The sequence below is a fragment of the Colwellia sp. KS18-150 genome (genome assembly GCF_057551365.1).
The window spans coordinates 430,700-451,915 of sequence record NZ_BAAJMC010000001.1 but is presented as its reverse complement, the minus strand read 5'-3'; the positions used below and the strand labels follow the sequence as shown (position 1 = coordinate 451,915).

16 protein-coding genes are annotated in these 21,216 nt (G+C 37.9%); 4 read left to right on the top strand and 12 right to left on the bottom strand.

Features of this window, described 5'->3' with window-relative positions:
* Positions 1-132: 132 nt before the first annotated feature.
* The 8 genes from AC27IF_RS02115 to AC27IF_RS02080 form a co-directional block, all read right to left on the bottom strand.
* Positions 133-1,338 carry an alginate export family protein gene (locus tag AC27IF_RS02115; protein WP_487051705.1) on the bottom strand — a complete coding sequence of 402 codons (1,206 nt, stop codon included), beginning with the start codon at positions 1,336-1,338 and terminating at the stop codon, positions 133-135.
* Between the two features lie 54 nt (positions 1,339-1,392).
* A complete protein-coding gene (locus AC27IF_RS02110) occupies positions 1,393-2,262 on the bottom strand; it encodes an ABC transporter ATP-binding protein (protein ID WP_487051703.1) in 870 nt (289 codons plus the stop codon).
* An 8-nt stretch (positions 2,263-2,270) separates the two neighbouring features.
* On the bottom strand, positions 2,271-3,209 hold the full coding sequence (locus AC27IF_RS02105; protein WP_487052213.1) for an ABC transporter permease: 939 nt from the start codon (positions 3,207-3,209) through the stop codon (positions 2,271-2,273).
* 117 nt (positions 3,210-3,326) lie between these two features.
* Positions 3,327-4,712, bottom strand: a complete 1,386-nt coding sequence (locus AC27IF_RS02100) for a CmpA/NrtA family ABC transporter substrate-binding protein (protein ID WP_487051701.1) — start codon at positions 4,710-4,712, stop codon at positions 3,327-3,329.
* A gap of 377 nt (positions 4,713-5,089) precedes the next feature.
* Positions 5,090-5,743: an ANTAR domain-containing response regulator gene (locus tag AC27IF_RS02095; RefSeq protein WP_487051699.1), complete on the bottom strand. Its 654-nt coding sequence runs from the start codon at positions 5,741-5,743 to the stop codon at positions 5,090-5,092.
* A gap of 276 nt (positions 5,744-6,019) precedes the next feature.
* Positions 6,020-7,393, bottom strand: a complete 1,374-nt coding sequence (locus AC27IF_RS02090; RefSeq protein ID WP_487051697.1) for a hypothetical protein — start codon at positions 7,391-7,393, stop codon at positions 6,020-6,022.
* 1 nt (position 7,394) lies between these two features.
* Positions 7,395-8,585: a flagellar assembly protein T N-terminal domain-containing protein gene (locus AC27IF_RS02085; protein ID WP_487051695.1), complete on the bottom strand. Its 1,191-nt coding sequence runs from the start codon at positions 8,583-8,585 to the stop codon at positions 7,395-7,397.
* A gap of 4 nt (positions 8,586-8,589) precedes the next feature.
* Positions 8,590-9,348: a flagellar basal body L-ring protein FlgH gene (locus tag AC27IF_RS02080; protein ID WP_487051693.1), complete on the bottom strand. Its 759-nt coding sequence runs from the start codon at positions 9,346-9,348 to the stop codon at positions 8,590-8,592.
* Between the two features lie 238 nt (positions 9,349-9,586).
* On the opposite strand from AC27IF_RS02080, the gene AC27IF_RS02075 reads away from it, so the two are divergent.
* Complete coding sequence (locus tag AC27IF_RS02075) at positions 9,587-10,426, top strand: hypothetical protein (RefSeq protein ID WP_487051691.1); 840 nt, start codon at positions 9,587-9,589, stop codon at positions 10,424-10,426.
* Between the two features lie 19 nt (positions 10,427-10,445).
* On the opposite strand, the gene AC27IF_RS02070 is transcribed toward AC27IF_RS02075, so the two are convergent.
* Both AC27IF_RS02070 and AC27IF_RS02065 read right to left on the bottom strand, forming a co-directional pair.
* Positions 10,446-11,189, bottom strand: coding sequence for a response regulator transcription factor (locus AC27IF_RS02070; protein WP_487051689.1), 744 nt, complete (start codon positions 11,187-11,189; stop codon positions 10,446-10,448).
* 248 nt (positions 11,190-11,437) lie between these two features.
* Positions 11,438-12,136 (bottom strand): PilZ domain-containing protein, encoded by a 699-nt coding sequence (locus AC27IF_RS02065; RefSeq protein ID WP_487051687.1) that lies wholly within the window; start codon positions 12,134-12,136, stop codon positions 11,438-11,440.
* A gap of 196 nt (positions 12,137-12,332) precedes the next feature.
* On the opposite strand from AC27IF_RS02065, the gene pepN reads away from it, so the two are divergent.
* Both pepN and AC27IF_RS02055 read left to right on the top strand, forming a co-directional pair.
* Positions 12,333-15,047, top strand: coding sequence for an aminopeptidase N (pepN, locus tag AC27IF_RS02060; RefSeq protein ID WP_487051685.1), 2,715 nt, complete (start codon positions 12,333-12,335; stop codon positions 15,045-15,047).
* A gap of 22 nt (positions 15,048-15,069) precedes the next feature.
* Complete coding sequence (locus tag AC27IF_RS02055) at positions 15,070-15,486, top strand: hypothetical protein (RefSeq protein WP_487051683.1); 417 nt, start codon at positions 15,070-15,072, stop codon at positions 15,484-15,486.
* A gap of 122 nt (positions 15,487-15,608) precedes the next feature.
* Here AC27IF_RS02055 and AC27IF_RS02050 read toward each other — a convergent pair whose 3' ends face one another.
* The gene (locus tag AC27IF_RS02050) at positions 15,609-18,422 is read right to left on the bottom strand and encodes a bifunctional aconitate hydratase 2/2-methylisocitrate dehydratase (RefSeq protein ID WP_487051681.1); all 2,814 of its coding nucleotides are present in this window, start codon (positions 18,420-18,422) and stop codon (positions 15,609-15,611) included.
* A 462-nt stretch (positions 18,423-18,884) separates the two neighbouring features.
* Here AC27IF_RS02050 and trhO point away from each other — a divergent pair, with 462 nt between their 5' ends.
* Entirely contained in the window at positions 18,885-19,889 is a 1,005-nt protein-coding gene (gene trhO / locus AC27IF_RS02045) for an oxygen-dependent tRNA uridine(34) hydroxylase TrhO (RefSeq protein WP_487051679.1), read from the top strand.
* Positions 19,890-19,959: 70 nt separating this feature from the next.
* Here the strand turns inward: trhO and AC27IF_RS02040 are convergent, their stop codons facing one another.
* Positions 19,960-21,174 carry an acyltransferase family protein gene (locus tag AC27IF_RS02040; RefSeq protein ID WP_487051677.1) on the bottom strand — a complete coding sequence of 405 codons (1,215 nt, stop codon included), beginning with the start codon at positions 21,172-21,174 and terminating at the stop codon, positions 19,960-19,962.
* Positions 21,175-21,216: the final 42 nt, after the last annotated feature.

The window sequence follows — 21,216 nt, the reverse complement described above, 5'->3', positions numbered from 1 at the left end:
GGCGAGTTTTAAAGGTTCATATGCTGCGTTATGGATTTTAACAATAGAATAACTATTATTTGCAATCAATGCCTTGCCTCTAAACCTTTAAATTCTCGCTAAGAGATCACTTTCTTAGTTGGAGTGGTATTATTAAAATTTAACGCTTGTCCATACCCAAATTTTGTCTGTATCAACTTTACCAGCACCGCTGTCACCAGCAGAGTATGAAGCAAGCTTAATACCCGCTGAGTAGTTTTTAGTGAATGCCTTAGTGTAAACTGCGTTAATTTCTGAGCCTAAGTCATCAACTGTGTCAGAAGCTTCGTCGGCATCAAATTTGTGATAAATAACCGCCCATTTACCACCCGCTAATTTACCACCAACACTGGCGTATAAATCACCTAACCCTTCATTAGGTGTTCCTAAAAACTGATCTGACCAACCGTTGAACTTGTGGCCCGTTGCTAACGGAGTACTAAAGCCTTTCATACCATCATCAGAGCCTAGTAATTCATAACCCGCTTTAATACCAAAACCAGAGATTTCTGTACCGACTTCTAATGCTAAATAGTCAGTGCTATAAGATGTTGTAGCCGACTCTGCGTCTTGAGTTGCATACTCTATTTTATAAGATACTTTTAAATCACCCGCTGGTGCTGTGCCGTTAAAGCTTATACCGTAAGTATCTAAGCCATTTTCAACACCACTGTCTTCTTCAAGTAAATAACTATAAGCGGTAACTTTACCAATTGATGTTTTATAAGATGCGTTAAGTAAATGATCTTTCGAGTCTATATCTTTCGCCTCGGCAAATATTCTATTTCGTTTAGTGATATAGGCATATTTTAGACTTAGCTTTTCGATAGGTTCATAATCAAAAGATACTGCATCGAACGTTTGTCTATCTTGACGCCAGCCAACGTGACCAACAAATCTTTGATTATCTAGCGCAATAACTTGTCGACCAGCTTTAGCTGAAAAGCCGCCTTGCTTATACTTTAAAAAGAATTGATCAAATTCAGTTGTTTCTGGATCGGCGATAACGGAGTAATCAGTATTTTTACCTAAAGTATTATTGTAATCATCCATGCCTAATACATTTCGTGAATCTTCAAATTCTACTAATGCAGAGAACCCTTCCACACTACCCGTTTCATAAGTTAATCGAGTACGCAAAGTTAACGCATCAGCATCTTTTAATGCATTATCTTGAGAAACACTTTCATAGCGTAAGTTTAAATTAGCACTGGTTTTTCCACTAGCGAGCGCTTCAGTAATGGCATTTGAATAAGCTGCCGACGAACAGGTCGTGGCTAATATCGCTGAAAGTGTTAATGCAACTTTATTTAAAGTCATTGATTATTTTCCTTTGTGATTAATGTTTAATTTTTTATGAGTTATAAATTATGGTTATTTGTTCGTACGCTGCTTAGGTGTCACTGGCGTAATAATTTTCTTTTCTGAAATATTTTCTACTTTACGTTGCTTCTCATAGAGGAATGTTAGTACCTCTGAGCGCAGACGATTATATTCAATGTCCTTAGCTAATGAGATTCGGTTTCTAGGGCGCTCAAGATTAACATCTAAAATTTCACCTATGGTGGCTGCCGGACCGTTCGTCATCATGACAATTCTATCTGAGAGTAATACCGCTTCATCCACGTCATGGGTGATCATAATAACGGTATTGTTGAGCTCATTTTGAATCTCCATTAATGAGTCTTGCATATGCGCACGTGTTAAAGCATCAAGTGCACCAAACGGTTCATCCATCAATAAGACTTCTGGCTGCATAGCTAAAGCCCGAGCAATCCCAACCCTTTGTTTCATACCACCAGAAATCTCATCTGGTCGCTTATGCAAAGCGTGATCCATATGAACAAGCTTTAGGTTATATTCAATCCAATCCTTCATTTCAGCTTTTGACATGGTTTTACTAAAGACTTCTTTAACCGCCAATTCAACATTTTGATAAGCCGTTAACCAAGGCAGCAATGAATGGTTTTGAAAAACCACAGCACGCTCAGGTCCCGGCTCATTCACTTCCTTATTTTTCAATAGTACGCCGCCGGTTGTTGCTTGATGTAAACCGGCAACAATATTCAATACGGTCGATTTACCACAGCCTGAGTGACCAATTAATGAAATGAATTCACCTTTATTTATCTGTAAATCCACCTCTTTTAACGCGGTAAAGCCTCCCGTCGCGGTTGGAAATACCATGCCAATTTGACTGATATTTAAAAAAGCTTGTTCGTTATTTGTTACTGCATTCATCATATTTTTCCTTACACACTTAAACTCGATTTATCCCAAGACACTTTTCGCTGTATTTGCAGCATGACTCGGTCTAATAAGAAACCAATAAAGCCAATAACAATGACTGCTGCCATAATTCTCGCTAATGAGTTAGAGCTACCGTTTTGAAACTCATCCCACACAAATTTTCCTAATCCAGGATTTTGCGCTAACATTTCAGCGGCAATTAATACCATCCATGCGACACCAAACGATAAACGCATACCTGTGAAAATCATTGGTATTGATGCCGGTAATACTATTTTTTTAATATGAGTGAACGTGGGTAGACGCAACACTTTACTGACATTAAGTAAATCACTGTCGATTGTGGCAACACCAATGGATGTATTTATCACCATAGGCCATAAGCTACATAAGCTCACCGTGATCATCGAGGTTAAAAATGATTTCGACACTAAAGGATCGTCAGACACATAAAGCGCGCTTACCACCATAGTTACCAATGGCAACCAAGCTAATGGCGATACCGGTTTAAACACTTGTACTATCGGGTTAAAGGCTGAATTTAATTTCTGACTTAACCCCATCCAAATACCCAATGGAATGGCAATTATCGCCGCCACTAAAAATCCACTAGTTACTGTAATCAAACTGGTAAAAATTTGATCAACAAAAGTTTCTTTACCTGTATATGCTCTAATTTTAGCAACATAGTCTGGATTTTTAGCCAGCTTCGCGGCATTACGTACTTCTTGTCGTTGATAAAAGGCCTCTGCTTTATCTCTTTCTGTGACATGTTCATCATAAAGGGCTGAAAACTGCTCAACAACCGAACTAGGACCAGGGAACTCACCTAGAGATGTGTGAATACTTTGTGCTGAAATATGCCATAAAAACAAAAAGATGGTAATTCCGGCCAGCGGTAACATTAGGCTATCTGTGACTTTAACTAGCATCTTCTTCATTGATTTAATTAAACGTTCATTCATGGTTAAGTTATTTATATTTACTGTTGTTGAGTTCATTACTATTACTCCTTCGTGGTAGCTTAAGCCGCCTTATTTCAAGGCGGCACAAGTTCCTTAAAGTTTGTCGCCCTTTTTCAAGCCAATGGTAAATTTCTCTAGATAAGCATTTGGTTGCGTACCGTCATAGACTATGTCATCAATAAAGTGCTGCTGTGGCGCTTTAAAGCCGGTTTCGTTAGTAAAATCTGGAAACTCGTTAGCCGGAATAGTTTTGTCTGCTATTAAAGACTTTGCGGCTTTAGTATAAATATCAGGACGATACACTTTGGCTGCTAAATCTTTATACCATTGATCACTTTTGTCATCTGAAATTTGTCCCCAACGGCGCATTTGCGTTAGATACCAAATAGCATCAGAGTAATAAGGGTATGTAGCGTTATACCTAAAGAAAACATTGAAATCTGGAACTTCACGTTTATCGCCTTTTTCATATTCGAAAGTACCTGTCATCGAATTTGCAATAACATCGTAATCAGCGCCAACATAGTTAGATTGTGACAATATTTTCACGGCGGCTGGCCGGTTAGCATTATTGTTTTCATCTAACCACTTAGCAGCACGAATTAGGGCGCGCGTTAAACGGATAGTGGTATTTGGATATTTCTCAGCAAATTCAGCAGTAATACCAAACACTTTCTCTGGGTTGTCTTTCCAAATTTCATAGTCAGTTACCACAGGTACGCCAATGTTTTTAAATACCGCTTGTTGATTCCAAGGTTCGCCAACACAGTAACCTTCAATAGTGCCTGCTTCCATGGTAGATGGCATTTGTGGTGGTGGTGTTACAGACAGTAATGCTTCAGCATCAATCTGACCAGAGGTATCACCTTTATGTGGTGCATAATAGCCTGGGTGAATGCCACCGGCGGCTAGCCAATAACGTAATTCATAGTTATGAGTCGAAACTGGAAATACCATGCCCATTTTAAACGGCTTACCATCATCCTTAAATTGTTCAATAACAGGCTTTAATGAGTCTGCTTTAATGGGGTGTACAGGTCTTCCATCCGCCATTTTGGGGATATTTGGTTTCATTTTTGCCCAAGTATCATTGGATACGGTAATCGCATTACCGTTTAAATCCATTGAAAATGGCGTAATAATATGAGCTTTTGTGCCATAGCCCATAGTCGCAGCAATAGGTTGTCCCGCCAGCATATGCGCGCCGTCTAACGAGCCATCAATCACACCATTGAGTAATACTTTCCAATTGGCCTGCGCTTCGATAGTGACATACAAGCCTTCGTCTTCGAAATAGCCATTTTCATAGGCGATAGCAATAGGCGCCATGTCAGTTAACTTAATAAAACCAAATTTCAATTCTTCTTTTTCTGGCTCTCCCAATTCTTCACTGAGCGCTACACTGCTCGCTGATAAAGCTACTGCTATAGATAGTGATGCACATTTCAACACCGAGGTGATTGATTTTGTCCAAGTCATTATTAATTCCTTATAGGTATCGATAAAAGTTAAAAAAATTCAAAAAAAAACGCCCACCAAACATCCACCTAAATAGGTCGATTTTTAGTGAGCGCCATTGCTCGTTTAATGCTTAACATCTTGTTTAGCATTACCTAGCAGCATCGTTGCTACTAGCAGTATTTGTAATATTTTTATCGCCGTTGATAAAAATACAGGTTTACTTATCTGTTCTTTACATATGGATTACACTTTACGTGCCAACTTTACAACCTTTTGTTTTTATAGGCTTTTTACAAAAACCTATAAAAAATACCACGTTGATATTAAGTCCTATGATGCACAAAAGTAGTTAGTTGCACCAATTTTGCTCCAAATTTGCTCCAAGTTGTAATCGATTAAGACGGTGATAACAGAGCATGGACTTCAATAATATTTTTCGCCACTTGTGCTAAAGAGTTTCCTTGATCCATAGCCATTTTCCGCAAGATATCATAAGACTGTTGCTCATTAAGTTGCTTTTGCTCCATAATAATACCTTTCGCTTTTTCAATGTATTTGCGACTTTCTAACTGATCTTTGGTTCGCTTTAGCTCATTTCTCAATGATTGCTCGGCCTTAAAGCGCTCATTAGCCACAGAAATAATACTTTTTAGCCGCTGCGGGATCATTTCACTGACCACATAAGCACTCACCCCAGACTTGATCGCATGTTTGATTAAGTTGGGTGAGTCATTTTCTGCAATGATAATAATAGGCAAAGGTAGCAATTGATTTATTTCGGCTAAAGTAGATAGCATAGCTTCACCGGGCAAATCAGTTGCCAGCACTAAAACACTCGGTTGGTATATAGTAATATTCTCTATGATATCAACATCTAATGTTGAATGATGAACAATATAGTAGCCAAAGCCTATCAAGGTTTTCTTCAATAAAGAGCTACTGCTAGCTCGCTTTTCAATTAACAGTACATCACCCAATGAATTACTAGGGCGTTTATTTTCTCGAGACGAGGAAGCTGACTTGTTAATATTGTAATCTGAGAAGCTCATCCTTATTAATCCAGATAATGTTAATCATGAATTGTTTGTAATACAAAATTCAAGCCAATAAATTAACAGTTAAATTTCAACAACTTACCTTTGTAGTTTTAAAATATAAAATAGTATTGCACAAATATTCACACTATAAAGCCCTAAAATGAGGTGTAGATAAGCCTTGTTAAACAAATAGATATTAGTGCTAAACTGCAAGTATAAAAAAACCAGAGGCTGATATTAGCCTCTGGTTTTAAATGTTATTTTCCTTTTATTCTATCAGATAAGTCATTATCTCTGCGTATAACTTATCTGATAATAATGAAGGTTAGCGTTAAACTCATCCGCTACATTTTCATCACTAGTCAAACTATTCCCTTGCTGAAAAAAGTTAATATAATCTTGGTAACTATTAGCCTTGTCACTTTGCAATAGAATAACTTCAGTACCGTCTAACATAGTTGATGCTTCATTAATAAAATCGGGATAGTCTGTTAAAGCAACTGAGGAGGCTAACATACCATTATCTTCACCGTAATTTGTCCAAGTAACAGGGTAATAATTACCTGTTGTATCTAAAACATTATAAGTTAATTTAATAATCGACATGGGGTGGTTCTTAATAGCGCTGTAATCATAACTGCCATCAGCGGATAACTCAGAAAAATTAGTGTAATCTACATCAATATCTGCCAACTCAACTAAACTCACTTCAGTGTTGTAAGCTTCATCATAAGAAGTCGATAGAATTTTATTGGCACTGACAAAATATGACTCACTAAAGAGCGTACTTGTATCAGCCAGTTGTTGCTCGGTATAAAACTTATAATAAGCATCACTTAAATATTGATGACTATTAAATACCAGTAACTCCCCATCGCCAGCTGAGATATTAATTAAAAAGTGTTCATTGGCGTCAATAATTTGTGAAGAAGTAAAAGCTACAAGTTCATTAGTTATCAATGTAATATCTTCGGGTATTTCAATTGCTGATAAAGACCAGACTTCCCCCTCAGTAAAGGTGGTTAAAAAATTTGCCGCACCAATCAAGTTTGCAGAGCTACTCTCTCCTGTCACCATAAAAGAAGCAATGGGCCAATTAGCTGTCGTTTCTCGGCAAACCTCAACATTATTAAATTGTGTGGTATTACTATCAATCGCCTCTACCGATTCATAAGTTAATGAACTGTGATAGTCGCCCCGCTCGGTTAGGCTTCGATGAGTTAAGAGCAGATTGCTAGTAATACATTGGCAAGTTTCATTATCAATAAGTGCATCGTAAGTGGCCGTATAAGTATTTGAACTCGCCGTTTCAGCTTGATAAAAGCTGTTAATATCTAAACCGGCAGTGTCATCACCCGACTGACTTTGAGCCACCAAGGTATAATTTATAAATTCATCGGTTGAGGTAAAGCTAATTTGACCGTTGCTATCGGCACTATAACGCTCTGTTACCTGCCAATCATCGTCCTGTATTAGCAATTCAATATCTGTAAACGGACTTTTTACTCCACATTGATTAGTTAACGAAGCGGTTAACTCGAAGCTATAAGTTTTTGTTTCTGTTTCACTTGAACTACTGGATGAGCCGCCACCACACGCTGTGATAAAAAAAATGCTGATCAAGGAAAAAATTGTAGATTGGTTAATAATGCTGTTGTTCATGTTAAAAAATACCTTTGGGGCTGACGAGATCAAATAATTGGCTAGCATTGATAACAATAGGGTTATCGCTAATGAGTATGGCGCTATTGTGATTAACATGTTTGGCGCGCAAAGTGATGTTTTCATCAGGGATCAGCATTGGAAAGACACTGCCCTGATTGTTATGTATTAATTTTTTTCGAATGATTTCAAACTCATCTGATTTTTTAACGCCATGCTTGCTACCTAAATGAATGGTTATTTCATCTTGGTGTTTATTAACTATTTGGCTAAGGCTGGTTTGGCAAGTAAGATTATCGTTAATATCTATTACTGCGCTGTTAACGGTATTTAATACCACGCGACCATAATCACTGCGCCAAAAAACGCTGTTATTCATGTCTATCTTGTCATGTTCACCGTAAACCCAATCAGCTTCACTGTGATAGCGTTTATTAATTAAGATTTTGCTTTGAAAAGCATCATATAAATACAGTTGAAAGGTAAAATTACGGCGTAAACTGACATCATCAATGAGCAAGTTATCTTTCACTTGTTCAAAAAGACTAATGTCTTGTATATAGCCAAAGGCAATAAACTGGCTATGGTATTTTGTTGCCAGGTAATATGCCGTTTCTAATGTCTTTTTGTGATCTAATGTTTTTAATAACGGCATTTGTACGAATGCGTCATTAAGCAATTGCACGTCAGAGATAGCATCATGTTCAGTCAATTGGTTTTCAAATCGCTCACTTACTTGACTACCCAACTCAAACAATTCGCCATTTATTGCTTGTAAAGAACTTAATAAAGGAAACTGTGCCAGTACAAGTGATTTGGAGTAATGATCACGGTTACAACTTAATGTGGTGTTAACGTCCACCTTAACGACTACCGTTAAAACATCATTATTTATAGTTTCACTGAGTATTTCGACACGTCTAATATCACTTTTATTTTTAAAAACACTTTTACTACTTTGCAATAAGCCATCAAGTACCACTGACTCTAGCGAAACATAAACACCACTTTTAAGTGACGCATTGGTGATAGCTTGCTTGATTGTCGCCGTTCTAATCGCGTCTAAATCGTAATTCAGCCCTACTATTTCTTGTTGGGCGCTACCTTGAAACCAAGTAGCAAAAGTATATGAACTAAAGAGCAATAAATGCAGAAAATAGATAACTTGGAATGTGCTTTTGATATTAGCCATAGTATTAATCCAAGATACTAAAGAGAGTGCCTATCAAGCTGTTATCTTGATTGTCTTGCAAGCTTCCTTTACCGGTGAATTCTATCTGGCTATTACCTACTTTCACTGAGCTGATGGTGTTATCTTTCGCAATATCTTGCGCTCTTATTTCACCTGAAAAGCGAATATATTCTTTGCCTTTATTGAGTGTCATCCATTTCTCACCGGCAACAATTAAATTGCCGTTGTGAGTAAATTCTCGGACAAAAACCGTAATGTCTCCTATCAAAGAGTTACTTTGTTTTGACTCTGCTGAGCTATCAAAGTCTTTTTCTTGGTCATATTCAGCATTAAGATTGTCTCCGCCAATATGAATTGAGCCCGCGTTTAAGCTCACAGGATCTAACTTAAAACTATCATTCTTTTGAGTTTTATAATTAAGCTGCTTTTTCGCTGACATACTTTCATCAAGCCTGACTAAAATCATGTCTCCGATGTCATATTTATTGCTAGGTTGATAAAGACCGATGGCTTTATTAGGAATAAACAATGACCCAGAAGGTATTGCTACCGTATCCATATCTCTAGCCCTCATCGGTCTAAAATTGACATGACCTGGGCTTGCCTCTTCAGCTTTTTGTTTAGCAATACGCTGACTCACGTTGGGATTGGTTGGGCTATCGGCAACTAATTGCTCATCTACCGTACTACTACTACAAGCTGAAACAATATAGAGAGTGAAAAATACAAAGATAAATTTAGCGATATTAGTATTTTTATTCATGCTAAAGGTTACTGTAAAGATTTGAATTACAGATAATTATTCCATTTTTTTCATGATTTGTTTGTCGGTAAATGTCGGCAAATAGTAAAGCCCCAAACGTCAATGTCAGGAAATGTAAATCAGTGTAAATTGACTTGAAAACCTTCATTGTATTCGCTGCAATAGCAATGGTACTTGCTGCAGTACACTCTAGTACTTGAAAGCATTCGCTACTGAATAAATGAATCAATAAGGTAAAATGATGAGTTCAATTGACAACCTGCAAGGAGCCAGTAGTGGCTTACTTTCAACCAGTAATCAACAAAGCTCACTTTTAGATGATCTTACTGAACAATCCATTAACGCTTTAACAAGTGTTGGTAATAATATTGGCGAGAGTTTTAGTGATCTGCTTAGTCAGAGTCAAGCAGTAAATAGCGTTCAGACAGTACAAGAACAACTTACCCCATTGACTTTAGATAGTGTCAGCAGCAGCTTAGAAGACATGCAGAATGAATTACTATCAAACCTGCTTGGCTATAATTCTGGTGCCTTAGCTTTAGCCTCTACTGAGCAGATTACTGATATTAGCGCTGACTTTTCATTGGCAAGTATCAAGGAATCGCTTCAAGGTAATATTCTTTCAACATTACAAGCCAATACGCCTCTTCCTACTATTGAGCAAGTTAGCTTACCTGAAAGTAATTTAGTCAGTGATATTGTCAGTTTTTCTTTTAACGATGACGGTATAGGATTAGAGGATGCCTTTGACACTGTTAATGTTTTGCAGCACATTCCAGTTGTTTCTTCTATTTATAGCTCGGTAACTGAACAAGAAGACATTAGTACCATGGCACAATTAGCAGGTGATTTTATTTACGGCGGACCTGTAGGGTTAGCTTATTCAGTGTTAGACATCGCAATTGAGAGTTATAGCGGCACCTCAATTAGTGATGCTATTACTCAATTCAATTATGTTGAGTTTTTCTTTAGCGCTTTCAGTACCACCGATGCTGGACTAACCACAGCAGAGCCTAAAACAAACACACAAACAGCATTCTATGATAAAGACAGCAATGTTATTTATAGCCGTGACTAACTTTTACCTTAAACTAGCACTAGCAAGAGTTAGTTCCAATAAGACTTTGTCCATAAGCAGAAAGATTGTGGTGTCCTTGTTCCATTAAAAAAGTATAACCGACACCTCGAACCGTTTTGATAGAGGGCTTATCTCTATGCCGGGCTATTTTTTTACGAATATTGCTAATATGCATATCAATACTACGATCATAATAAGAAATAGTACGACCAAATGCATACTTGCCTATCGTCTCTTTTGAGTGGACTTTTCCTGCATTGCTCATCAAAAAAGAGAGTACTTCAAACTCAGAGCCCGTTAGCTTCAATAAATGCTGTTCACAGTACACTTCCCGGCTCGTACGATTTAATCGTATTTCATCGATGTTGATTTTATTTGGCGTTAGCTGACCAGTAAACCTAGCTCCACGGCGCATAACGACCTTGATACGTGCCAGTAATTCTCTGTGGTTTACCTGCTTGAGTAGGTAATCATCGGCCCCCACTTCAAGTGCATAAATGCGATCAAAATGCTCATCCCTAGTTGTCATGATCATAACGGGGCAAGATTGAATGCCGATTAACAACTTTAACAGTTCAAAACCGTCAAAGTTTGGCGTGGCTATATCTAAAATGATCAAACTAAACTGACCGGTATTCGCTTTATTAAATCCTTCTAACGCGCTATCACAACAACAGAGTTCAAAACCTTCATTCCCTAAATATTTCTCTAATTGTGTTGTCAGTGCCAAATCATTATCTATTATTAGTATTTTATTATTCATATTTTCATTTACGTTAGCTGTATTCATTACCAAATTAGGGGTGGAAGATAATATCGATTTTAGTAGTAATACCAATAGGATTAATTGATTGCTCCGTTTGATATAATGAATACTGGCAACAATACCATAGAAGAGCATGGTGAAATGTGGATAAATATTGGTGAATATATAGTATTAAGGTGTTTTACTAGGATGGGGTTGATAACGTTTTCACGTTAAGTGTTTCTCAACTTAACGTGAATGTACGCTTATAAACATTCGATAAAAAGATGTACTAATAAACGCTCAACTTTCGCTGAATTAGAGGTGAATTGCGTCCCTAAGGTCATTTTTCCGTTCTCGTAGCGTTGATTACAAACTCGAGCAGTTATTTCTAATTCTCCTTCAATAGGGCTTTGCACACTTATCGTTACTTCTTGATTTTTTAAGTTCGATAATTTTTCATCGGTTTTAAAAGAAAAACCACAACCTCGCGGTGATATATCAACAATAATACCGCTAAATTCTGAAAGCATACTCAGCAAATCATTACCTTCGAATTTTAACTTACCAGGTAAGTGCGCTTGAGTACGTGGATAGCGGCGCAATTGTCGGTTGAAAATATGTAAAGGGTATTCTACAACAAGGCATTTTTCAGGGAAGTTCACTATCGATTTGATGGTTGAATCAAATGAAAAACACTCTCTTTGTTCTTCGCTTTCCCCTTCAATAGGCGCAAGATAACGAATAAAGAGCGATTTACCCACCGACAATGCTTCAGTGTAATCGTGTGTTCTAATGCCAACTGGAAATTTTAAAATGATATATTGACCAAAAGCATAGCCAATTAATGGTAACTTCAGGCGAACATCGTCTAACTGCTCTAGCTGCACATCAAGTAACTGACCAGGCAACAATTCAAAAATGGCGGTGTTAACTTTGTTTTTTTCAACTGAGAGACTAGACATAATATCCATATTTACGTTAGGTAGATTTTACCGATAGTAAACAAGAAGGCTGATAATGGCAAATCCAATCAACCGATGTGCTCGCATCTTTACAATCGGATACTTATCATTTGGTATAAGTTAGTACGATACTGTTTCAAAAACACTTTCTACTTTATACTCAATAAAATTTATAAAAACTATAGTGAGATTCACTTTGAAAAGTCTACGTAGAAACGTCGCTTCGGTTGCTATTTTTGCATTGATATCAACATTATTACTCAATGCTTGTCAGTCAACAGATACGCAAAGCAATACGCATGAAAGCACGGCACAGAGTCCTGTAACACAGGTGAGTTTTTCGCCTCGCGCTGAGAATCAATACTTATCACAAGAGCAGGCATTTAAGCGCTCAGAGCGTGTAAGTAATGTCAGTTATATGCTTAATTTTTTTCTTACCGGTAAAGAGAGTTTTTCAGCGAGTTCTAGCATTAACTTTAGTCTCAATGATGCCAGTACCCCACTCACAATTGATTTAAACGAAGCACAACTCACCAGCTTAGTCATTAATGGGCAATCATTTGATGCTCAGCAACTTAAACAAAACTACAATAATTGGTTCATTACTTTAGCGCCGCAATATTTAGTTAAAGGTGATAATAAAGTTGCTATAAATTATACCCGTAAACACAGTACAAATGGCGAAGGATTACACCGTTTTAAAGACCCTGTCGATGATAAAGTATATTTGTATTCTCATTTTGAGCCTGCGGCCGCACAACAAATGTTTGCGCTGTTCGATCAACCGGATCTTAAAGCCACGTTTGAGATGACCGTATCGGCGCCAAAAGATTGGACAGTATTTTCCGCCACCCGTGAAAATAAAATAACCAAACAAGGAGATTTTAATACCTGGTACTTTCCAAAAAGCCTGACCTTAAGTCCTTATAACTTTTCGCTGCATGCTGGCCCGTACAAAATGTGGCAAGACAAGACAGGAAAATACCCATTACGTCTGTTTGCTCGCCAATCAGTATCAGATCAAATAACACCAAAACACTGGTTCACATACACTAAGCAAGGCTTTGAATTCTTCGATGATTATTTTGGTATTCAATATCCCTTTAAGAAGTATGATCAAGTCTTAGTTCCTGATTTCTTATATGGTGCGATGGAAAACGCTGCCGCGGTAACTTTTGCTGAGGGCAGTTTTTTAACTAACGGTGAAATGAGTCAAAGCCGCCGCCAAAGATTAGCAAATGTGATCATGCATGAAATGGCACATCAATGGTTTGGTAATTTAGCCACCATGAAGTGGTGGAATGGCTTATGGTTAAACGAGAGTTTTGCTGCCTTTATGGCAACCTTAGCCACCAGTGAAGCAACTGAGTTTACTAATGCCTGGCGCACCTTTTACGCTCATGGTAAACAAAGTGCTTATCGCGCTGACCAACAAGTTACTACTCACCCAATAGAAGTACCTGTACCTTCTTCAGCTAATGCTTTTGATAATATTGATGCCATAACCTATTCAAAAGGTGCATCAGTACTTAATCAACTTCGTTATTTATTAGGCGAGAAAACTTTCCAGCAAGGTATTCATAATTACCTTAAAGATAATGCTTATAAAAATGCTATTTTAGATGACTTCATTGATAGCTTAGCCAAAGCAAGTGGTAAAGATTTAAGTCAATGGCAGCAAGAATGGCTTTACCAAGCGGGAGTAAACACCATTGAAACAAGTTACCAGTGTGATGCGGGAAAAATCAGCTCCTTTGAGCTTTTACAAACCGCCGATCCAAAACAGCCCACCTTAAGGGAGCAAAAAGTACAGTTAGCACTGTTTAAAGCGCAAAAGCCTGGCTTTAAACTAATCAATAAAATAGCGGTTGTTTATCAAGGACAAAGCACAGTTGTTGATGAATTAATTGGCACTTCTTGTCCTGATTTAGTTTACCCTAATTATCAAGATTGGGCATTTGTGAAGGTGAACTTAGACAAACGCTCGTTTTCGACTACAAAATCTTACCTAGCGCAAATCCAAGATCCACTCCTTCGCTCTATGTTATGGCAAAGCCTATGGGATAGCGTAAGAGATGGGAAACTGCCCCTTAATGAATACTTACAAGTAGCACTAATTAATGCGCCATTAGAGCAAGATTACACGACTTTAGGTCAAATCATTGGGCAAATTTCATCGGCTAAAATATACCTCAATAAAGGGTTAGGTAGCCAACATACCTATGTGAAAGAAATTGCGCAGCAATTAGAAGAAATTACTTGGCAAAGCACTCGCGCTCACAGCGATAACAAAAATATGCAGCGTCGCTGGTTTAATGCTTATATAAACTTTGCACATTCGCCACAAGCCTTATCTAATTTGCATAAATTGCTAACCGGCCAATACTCTTTAGAAAACCTAACCATTAATCAGGACATTCGTTGGGATATTATCGCTCAGCTTAGCCGATACAATTATGCTAATACTGACGTTATAATAGCCAAAGAGTTAACATTAGATAGCTCTGATACTGGTGAAAAATCGGCTATTTACGCTCAGGTCATAAGCCCTGACTTAGCTGTTAAAAATGAATGGCTGGCAAAGATACAACAAAAAGATAGTGAGTTAGCATTTTCTAAATTACGTACAGCAATGTCAGCACTTTACCCTAGCGAGCAAAATCAGTTTAATGAGCAAAGCGCAGTACAACGTATAACGACACTGAGTGCTATCGATAGCGATAAAGGGCCTGTATTTATGCGTAGCTATGGTAATTTAATTCCTGCAACATGTAACCCCGTTAGTGTCGCAAGGTTAACGAAAGCTATAGCTGAGCTTACTGAATTGTCTACAGGTACTAAACGCAAGTTACTTATCAAGCATCAAGAAGATAAACGCTGTTTATTAATCAAAACTAACATGGCATTATAGTCGGATAATAGAGGGCAAACACTTGCCCTCTATTTCTCATACATCAGCAGGAGCACCGATGAATAACCTCTCTCGATTACTTACCCTTTTAACCCTAACTATTGGCATCGCAAGTTGTGCTAATCAGACTACAGAATTAGCGACTAATGAAACAGTCTCAGAATGGGATTTTGATCATCACGTACAATTTAAAAAGACCAAATTCGCTGAGGGATATTATCAACTCGAAGTCATACCAAATTACAAAGTAAACTTCTCAAGGTTAGCGACATTTTTATTACGAAAATCTTATCGAATTTGCGGAGGTTATCACTATAAACTTGAAATGATAGATGGTATTGAAGGTTTTGACGATAAACGAGCCATGCCAAATTATATTTTCCCATCGCTTAAAGCCAAGGTAGAGTGTAAAGCCAAAGCTGAAATAAAGAAAAGTTAGCAAGCTCACATTGGACATTATTGATGAGTTGTAAACAATAATGAAATAAAAAAAGGGTTAATTGTTTTAAAACAATTAACCCTTTTTAATTTTTATAACTTACTGTTTATTTATTACTTAGCCTAGCTAGGATCAGCAATTTTAACAGCCGTAGCCGTAGATGGAGCAGTAGTTAATTCATGTGTTGGTGGAGCAAAAGACGTTAAGTTAATACCTTCAACAGCTGATTTATACTCAGCCATTGTTGGGAAACGACCTAACATAGTTGAAAGTACAACTAACGGTGTTGAGCCAAGAAGTGATTCACCTTTCTTCTCTGCAGTATCTGCTACAACACGGCCTTGGAATAAGCGTGTTGAAGTAGCAATAACTGTATCACCTGGTTCAGCTTTCTCTTGGTTACCCATACATAAGTTACAGCCTGGGCGTTCTAAATACATGATGTTTTCATACTTAGTACGTGCTGCGCTTTTAGGTGCCGAATCATCAAATTCGAAACCTGAGTACTTCTCAAGAATTGCCCAGTCACCTTCAGCTTTCAGCTCATCAACAATATTATATGTTGGTGGCGCAACAACTAATGGTGCTTTAAATTCGATAGTTTGACCTTGCGCTTCCATGTTACGTAACATTTGCGCAATGATTTGCATATCACCTTTGTGAACCATACAAGAGCCAACAAAACCTAAATCAACGGCCTTATCATTGTAGTATGACACTGGGCGAATCACGTCATGCGTATATCGCTTAGACACATCTTCATTGTTCACGTCAGGGTCAGCAATCATTGGCTCTTCAATGGCGTCTAAATCAATAACAACTTCAGCGTAATAACTTGCATTGCTATCTGGTGCTAAGGCTGGGCTTGTACCTGATTTAACTTCTTCAATACGTTTATCAGCTAACGCAATTAAGCCATTAAGACTTTGTGCATCGTTTTCCATACCTTTATCGATCATGATTTGAATACGGCTCTTTGCAAGCTCGATAGATTCAATTAAGGTAGCATCTTCTGAAATACAGATAGAGGCTTTCGCCTTCATCTCAGCACTCCAGTCAGTGAAAGTAAACGCTTGGTCAGCTAATAAAGTACCAATATGTACTTCAATGATACGACCTTGGAATACGTTTTCACCACCAAACTGCTTAAGCATTTGTGCTTGTGTAGCATGCACGATATCACGGAAGTCCATGTGTCCTTTCATGTTACCTTTAAAGGTTACTTTAACAGACTCTGGAATTGGCATTGCAGACTCACCCGTTGCCAATGCAATTGCAACAGTACCTGAGTCAGCACCGAAGGCAACACCTTTAGACATACGAGTATGAGAGTCACCACCAATAATAATCGCTCGGTCATCAACCGTAATATCATTCAATACTTTGTGAATAACGTCAGTCATTGAATGGTAAACGCCTTTTGGATCACGTGCAGTGATAAGGCCAAACTTATTCATAAATGCCATTAATTTAGGCGTGTTCGCTTGTGCTTTACTATCCCAAACTGATGCAGTGTGACAACCTGATTGGAAGGCACCGTCAACAATTGGTGAGATAGTAGAAGCAGCCATCGCTTCTAATTCCTGACATGTCATAGGGCCAGTAGTATCTTGCGAGCCAACAATATTTACTTTAACACGAACGTTTGAACCAGCGTGTAAAGGTGTACTTGAAGCAACACCAACAGCATTACGGTTGAAGATTTTCTCAACAGCAGTTAAGCCTTGACCTTCATGTGAAATTTCTTTCGATGCAGCGTAAACAACTGGCGCTTCAATGCCTAATGTTTCTGCGGCGAATGTTTGTAGTTTCTTACCGAACGTTACAGCATATGAACCGCCAGCTTTCATGAATTCTTGCTTTTGCGGTGTGAATGCTGACGAAATATCAGCAAGTTCTTGGTCGCCGTTATATAGCTTCTTCGCTTTAGTATCGATAGTTAATACCGTACCAGTTGCAACAGAGTACGCTTCTTCTAATACTGCGTCGCCATTCTCATCAACAACGTTATTTCCGTTCGCATCAACTTTGTTTACCCAGTTTTTAAGATCAAGACCAATACCACCGGTTACATCAACAGTTGTTAAGAAGATCGGCGCAATACCATTAGTACCGGCAACGATTGGCGCTATGTTAATAAACGGTACATAAGGACTCGCTTGCTTACCAGCCCAAAGAGCAACGTTATTCACACCAGACATACGTGAAGAACCAACACCCATAGTACCTTTTTCAGCGATAAGCATTACTTTCGCGTTAGGGTGCTTAGCTTGTAGTGCTTGGATTTCTTTTTGAGCTTCAGGAGTGCTCATACATTGGCCGTGTAATTCACGGTCAGCGCGAGAGTGAGATTGGTGGCCAGGCGATAATAAATCAGTAGAGATATCACCTTCACCAGCAATACAAGTAACCACTTCAATTTTTTCTTCGATAGCTGGAAGTTTAGTAAAGAACTCAGCTTGAGCGTAACTTTCTAAAAGCTCTTTAGCGATAGCATTACCTGCTTTATAAGCAGTTTCTAAACGGGCGGTATCTGCATCATATAAGAAAACTTGAGTCTTTAAGACTTCAGCAGCTGAAGTAGCTAGTGCTGCATTGTCAGCTAATGCAAAATCAAGAAGCACTTCAATTGAAGGGCCACCTTTCATGTGAGAAAGTAATTCAAAAGCAAATTCAACTGAAATTTCAGCAACTACAGCTTCACCTAGGATAATTTCTTTTAAGAATTTAGCTTTTACGCCAGCAGCACTTGTCGTACCCGGAAGCGTGTTGTAGATGAAGAAATTTAGAGAATCTTCACGGTACGCGTTCCCTTGATCTTTAATTTGCTCGATAATTTCCGCTAATAAATCAGCGCTATCAATAGGCTTAGGCGCTAAACCAAGCTCCTTCTTACGGTTTTCAATTTCCGCTATATATTCTGAATACAGGCTCATTTGATACTCTCTCTAGCTATAAGATTGCTAATTATAGTTCATTAGCAGGATAAATTTTTGCGCTTATTTTACCTGATTTTTTAACGACTACTAATCATTTGTTCAAATAAGCACTATTCACATAAATTATAGCAAGTAGAAAAATTAGTTATATTACTTATATTGCTTTATGACCGATTATTCAAACAACTGTTTTAAAAGGGTTGCGAGCATAGTAACAATTAACATCTTCAAACATAATTTTTCAATATACTCTATCTACGGCAAGAGCATACTGCTTTTTCGCCCTTAAATTTTAAACATAAAAGTTCAGTACGAGCGGTCTTATTCCTATGTTCATTTCTCAAAAATTCTGCTAAAATCCGCCCCCGAAAAAATGAGATCAATGTATTCTTATTATTGATTTAACAATTTAATCTACAGCACTGGATTTACGTTCCAGTTCGTTCAATGGAGAACACGATGACAGCATCAGAAAACACTGCTGCCCAAGCGAAAATAACCGTTTGTGCTTTATATAAATTCGTTCGCTTACCTCACTTTGAAAAGCTACGAGCACCACTACTTGCTAAAATGACCAGCCTTGATGTTAAAGGCACGTTATTACTCGCTGAAGAAGGCATTAATGGCACAATTGCTGGCACGCAAGCAGGCATAGAGCAAGTATTAAATTTTCTAGCTCAAGAGCCGAACCTAGACGCTATTTCATATAAAGTCTCTTTCAACGATGAAAACCCTTTTCATCGTACTAAAGTAAAATTGAAAAAAGAAATCGTCACCATGGGCGTGGAGGGTATAGATCCAAATCAAGTGGTGGGTACTTATGTAAAACCCAAAGATTGGAATGCACTCATTTCAGACCCTGAAGTGTTACTCGTTGATACTCGAAATGATTATGAAGTTGAAATAGGCACTTTTAAACATGCCATTAACCCAAATACCGAAACATTCCGTGAATTCCCTGAATACGTAGAAAAAAATCTAGATAAAAACAAACACAAAAAAGTGGCTATGTTCTGTACCGGTGGTATTCGCTGTGAAAAATCTACCGCCTATTTAAAAGAGCAAGGCTTTGAAGAGGTTTATCATTTAGAAGGTGGTATTTTAAAGTACTTAGAAGAAGTCCCTAGTGAAGAAACATTGTGGGAAGGTGAATGCTTTGTGTTTGACGGACGTGTTGCGGTTAATCACGAATTAGAACAGGGCCAATACGATCAGTGTTTCGCTTGTCGTTTCCCTATCACTGAAGAAGAAAAGCAAAGTGAGCATTACATTAAAGGCGTCAGTTGTCACCGCTGTCACGATAAAGTCAGCGAAAAACAGCGTAATCGTTTTGCTGAGCGTGAACGCCAAATAGACTTAGCAGCCAAACGTGGAGAGAAACATATTGGTGGCGAAGTCAAAGATATTATGACAGGGCGTCGCCAAGTGAAGTCAGAATTAAAAGCTAAGCAAAGTAACAGCTAGCTTTCTACATTCACTGAAAAGGCTAACGCATTTTATTATGCGTTAGCCTTTTTTGATTAATTTAAACTGACTATACCTTCCAGAAAATTCCCTTCTTATACATAGCATTCATAATAAAATACATGAATACCATTAAGGTTAATGAATAGGCCAATGAAGCGCCATAATTGCCAAAAAGAGGCTGATATACGTCATTAAACAAAAATGACACTAAGCTCTGCTCTCCAATGCTGATATGTGAATTGAAAATTCCGCCAACCACGGTAGAAATAGAGAAAAAAGCAATCGCATTCGCACCGAAAACAATGAATGGCGCCGACCATAACTTATGATTTTTGATATCAACAAGATAAGTCAGTGTCGCTAAAAATATCAGCGCCATGCCGGTCGCATGAAAAACAAAAGCTGGCGACCAAAGCGCTTTATTAATAGGAAAACTATAATCAAGCATTTGCCCTATCAATAAACTAAACACCGCTAAAAAGTACATTTTTGCCACTTTTTCGACCGTGGTTTTAGCTTTATTTCTCAGTAAGGTTGCGGTAAACACTCCAGCCAAACAACTAGCAATTGACGGTATGGTTGATAACAATCCCTCAGGATCATGACCAAAAAATTCAACATGTTTTTTCCAAATATGTAAACCAAAAACATGATGATCAACAAAGTTAGCAAAGTTTTTCCCTATTGCTAAGTTACCCGCTAACTGATGTACGATCCCATTAGCATCAGTATAAACAAAAGGAAAATACAACATAGCTAAACTATAAAAAGCTAATAAACCGACGAACCACATAACTCTTCCCCGTTGGGCAAAATTAAGTACGATTATCGAAGTAAATAAATAAACAAGTCCAATACGTTGTAATACCCCTGGAAATCGCTTTCCTGCTAAGCTGTCAAAGAAACTATAATCTGGGTGGTAAAATTTTGCGTAGGAATATCCTAATAACAAACCTAGGCTAATCAATTTAACAGTTCGAATGATAATACTTTTATAGAGTGTATTGGGACTAACACCACTTTCTAGTCGCTTATCAAAGGCTAAAACAATTGAAATGCCAACCATAAATAAGAAAAATGGAAAAATAAGATCTGTTGGCGTCCAACCATGCCATGCTGCGTGGCCCATAGGCTTGTAGACATAGCTCCAACTACCTGGGTTATTCACTAACACCATGGCAGCAATGGTTATGCCGCGCATAACATCGAGAGAAAATAGCCTATCAGCAGGAATACCATTTACGATGTTTTTGCTATATGCATGAATGTTTGAAATCAACATATTTCCTTAAGAAAGATACTTATAAACAATACCGCCAGACTA

Bases quoted from the DNA above. Each gene is read 5' to 3' on its own strand.
- AC27IF_RS02040 (WP_487051677.1), bottom strand. From the start codon at position 21,174: ATGTTGATTTCAAACATTCATGCATATAGCAAAAACATCGTAAATGGT.
- AC27IF_RS02115 (WP_487051705.1), bottom strand. From the start codon at position 1,338: ATGACTTTAAATAAAGTTGCATTAACACTTTCAGCGATATTAGCCACG.
- AC27IF_RS02085 (WP_487051695.1), bottom strand. From the start codon at position 8,585: ATGGCTAATATCAAAAGCACATTCCAAGTTATCTATTTTCTGCATTTA.
- AC27IF_RS02100 (WP_487051701.1), bottom strand. From the start codon at position 4,712: ATGACTTGGACAAAATCAATCACCTCGGTGTTGAAATGTGCATCACTA.
- trhO (WP_487051679.1), top strand. From the start codon at position 18,885: ATGACAGCATCAGAAAACACTGCTGCCCAAGCGAAAATAACCGTTTGT.
- AC27IF_RS02110 (WP_487051703.1), bottom strand. From the start codon at position 2,262: ATGATGAATGCAGTAACAAATAACGAACAAGCTTTTTTAAATATCAGT.
- AC27IF_RS02065 (WP_487051687.1), bottom strand. From the start codon at position 12,136: ATGTCTAGTCTCTCAGTTGAAAAAAACAAAGTTAACACCGCCATTTTT.
- AC27IF_RS02075 (WP_487051691.1), top strand. From the start codon at position 9,587: ATGATGAGTTCAATTGACAACCTGCAAGGAGCCAGTAGTGGCTTACTT.
- AC27IF_RS02090 (WP_487051697.1), bottom strand. From the start codon at position 7,393: ATGAACAACAGCATTATTAACCAATCTACAATTTTTTCCTTGATCAGC.
- AC27IF_RS02095 (WP_487051699.1), bottom strand. From the start codon at position 5,743: ATGAGCTTCTCAGATTACAATATTAACAAGTCAGCTTCCTCGTCTCGA.
- AC27IF_RS02105 (WP_487052213.1), bottom strand. From the start codon at position 3,209: ATGAAGAAGATGCTAGTTAAAGTCACAGATAGCCTAATGTTACCGCTG.
- AC27IF_RS02070 (WP_487051689.1), bottom strand. From the start codon at position 11,189: ATGAATAATAAAATACTAATAATAGATAATGATTTGGCACTGACAACA.
- AC27IF_RS02080 (WP_487051693.1), bottom strand. From the start codon at position 9,348: ATGAATAAAAATACTAATATCGCTAAATTTATCTTTGTATTTTTCACT.
- AC27IF_RS02050 (WP_487051681.1), bottom strand. From the start codon at position 18,422: ATGAGCCTGTATTCAGAATATATAGCGGAAATTGAAAACCGTAAGAAG.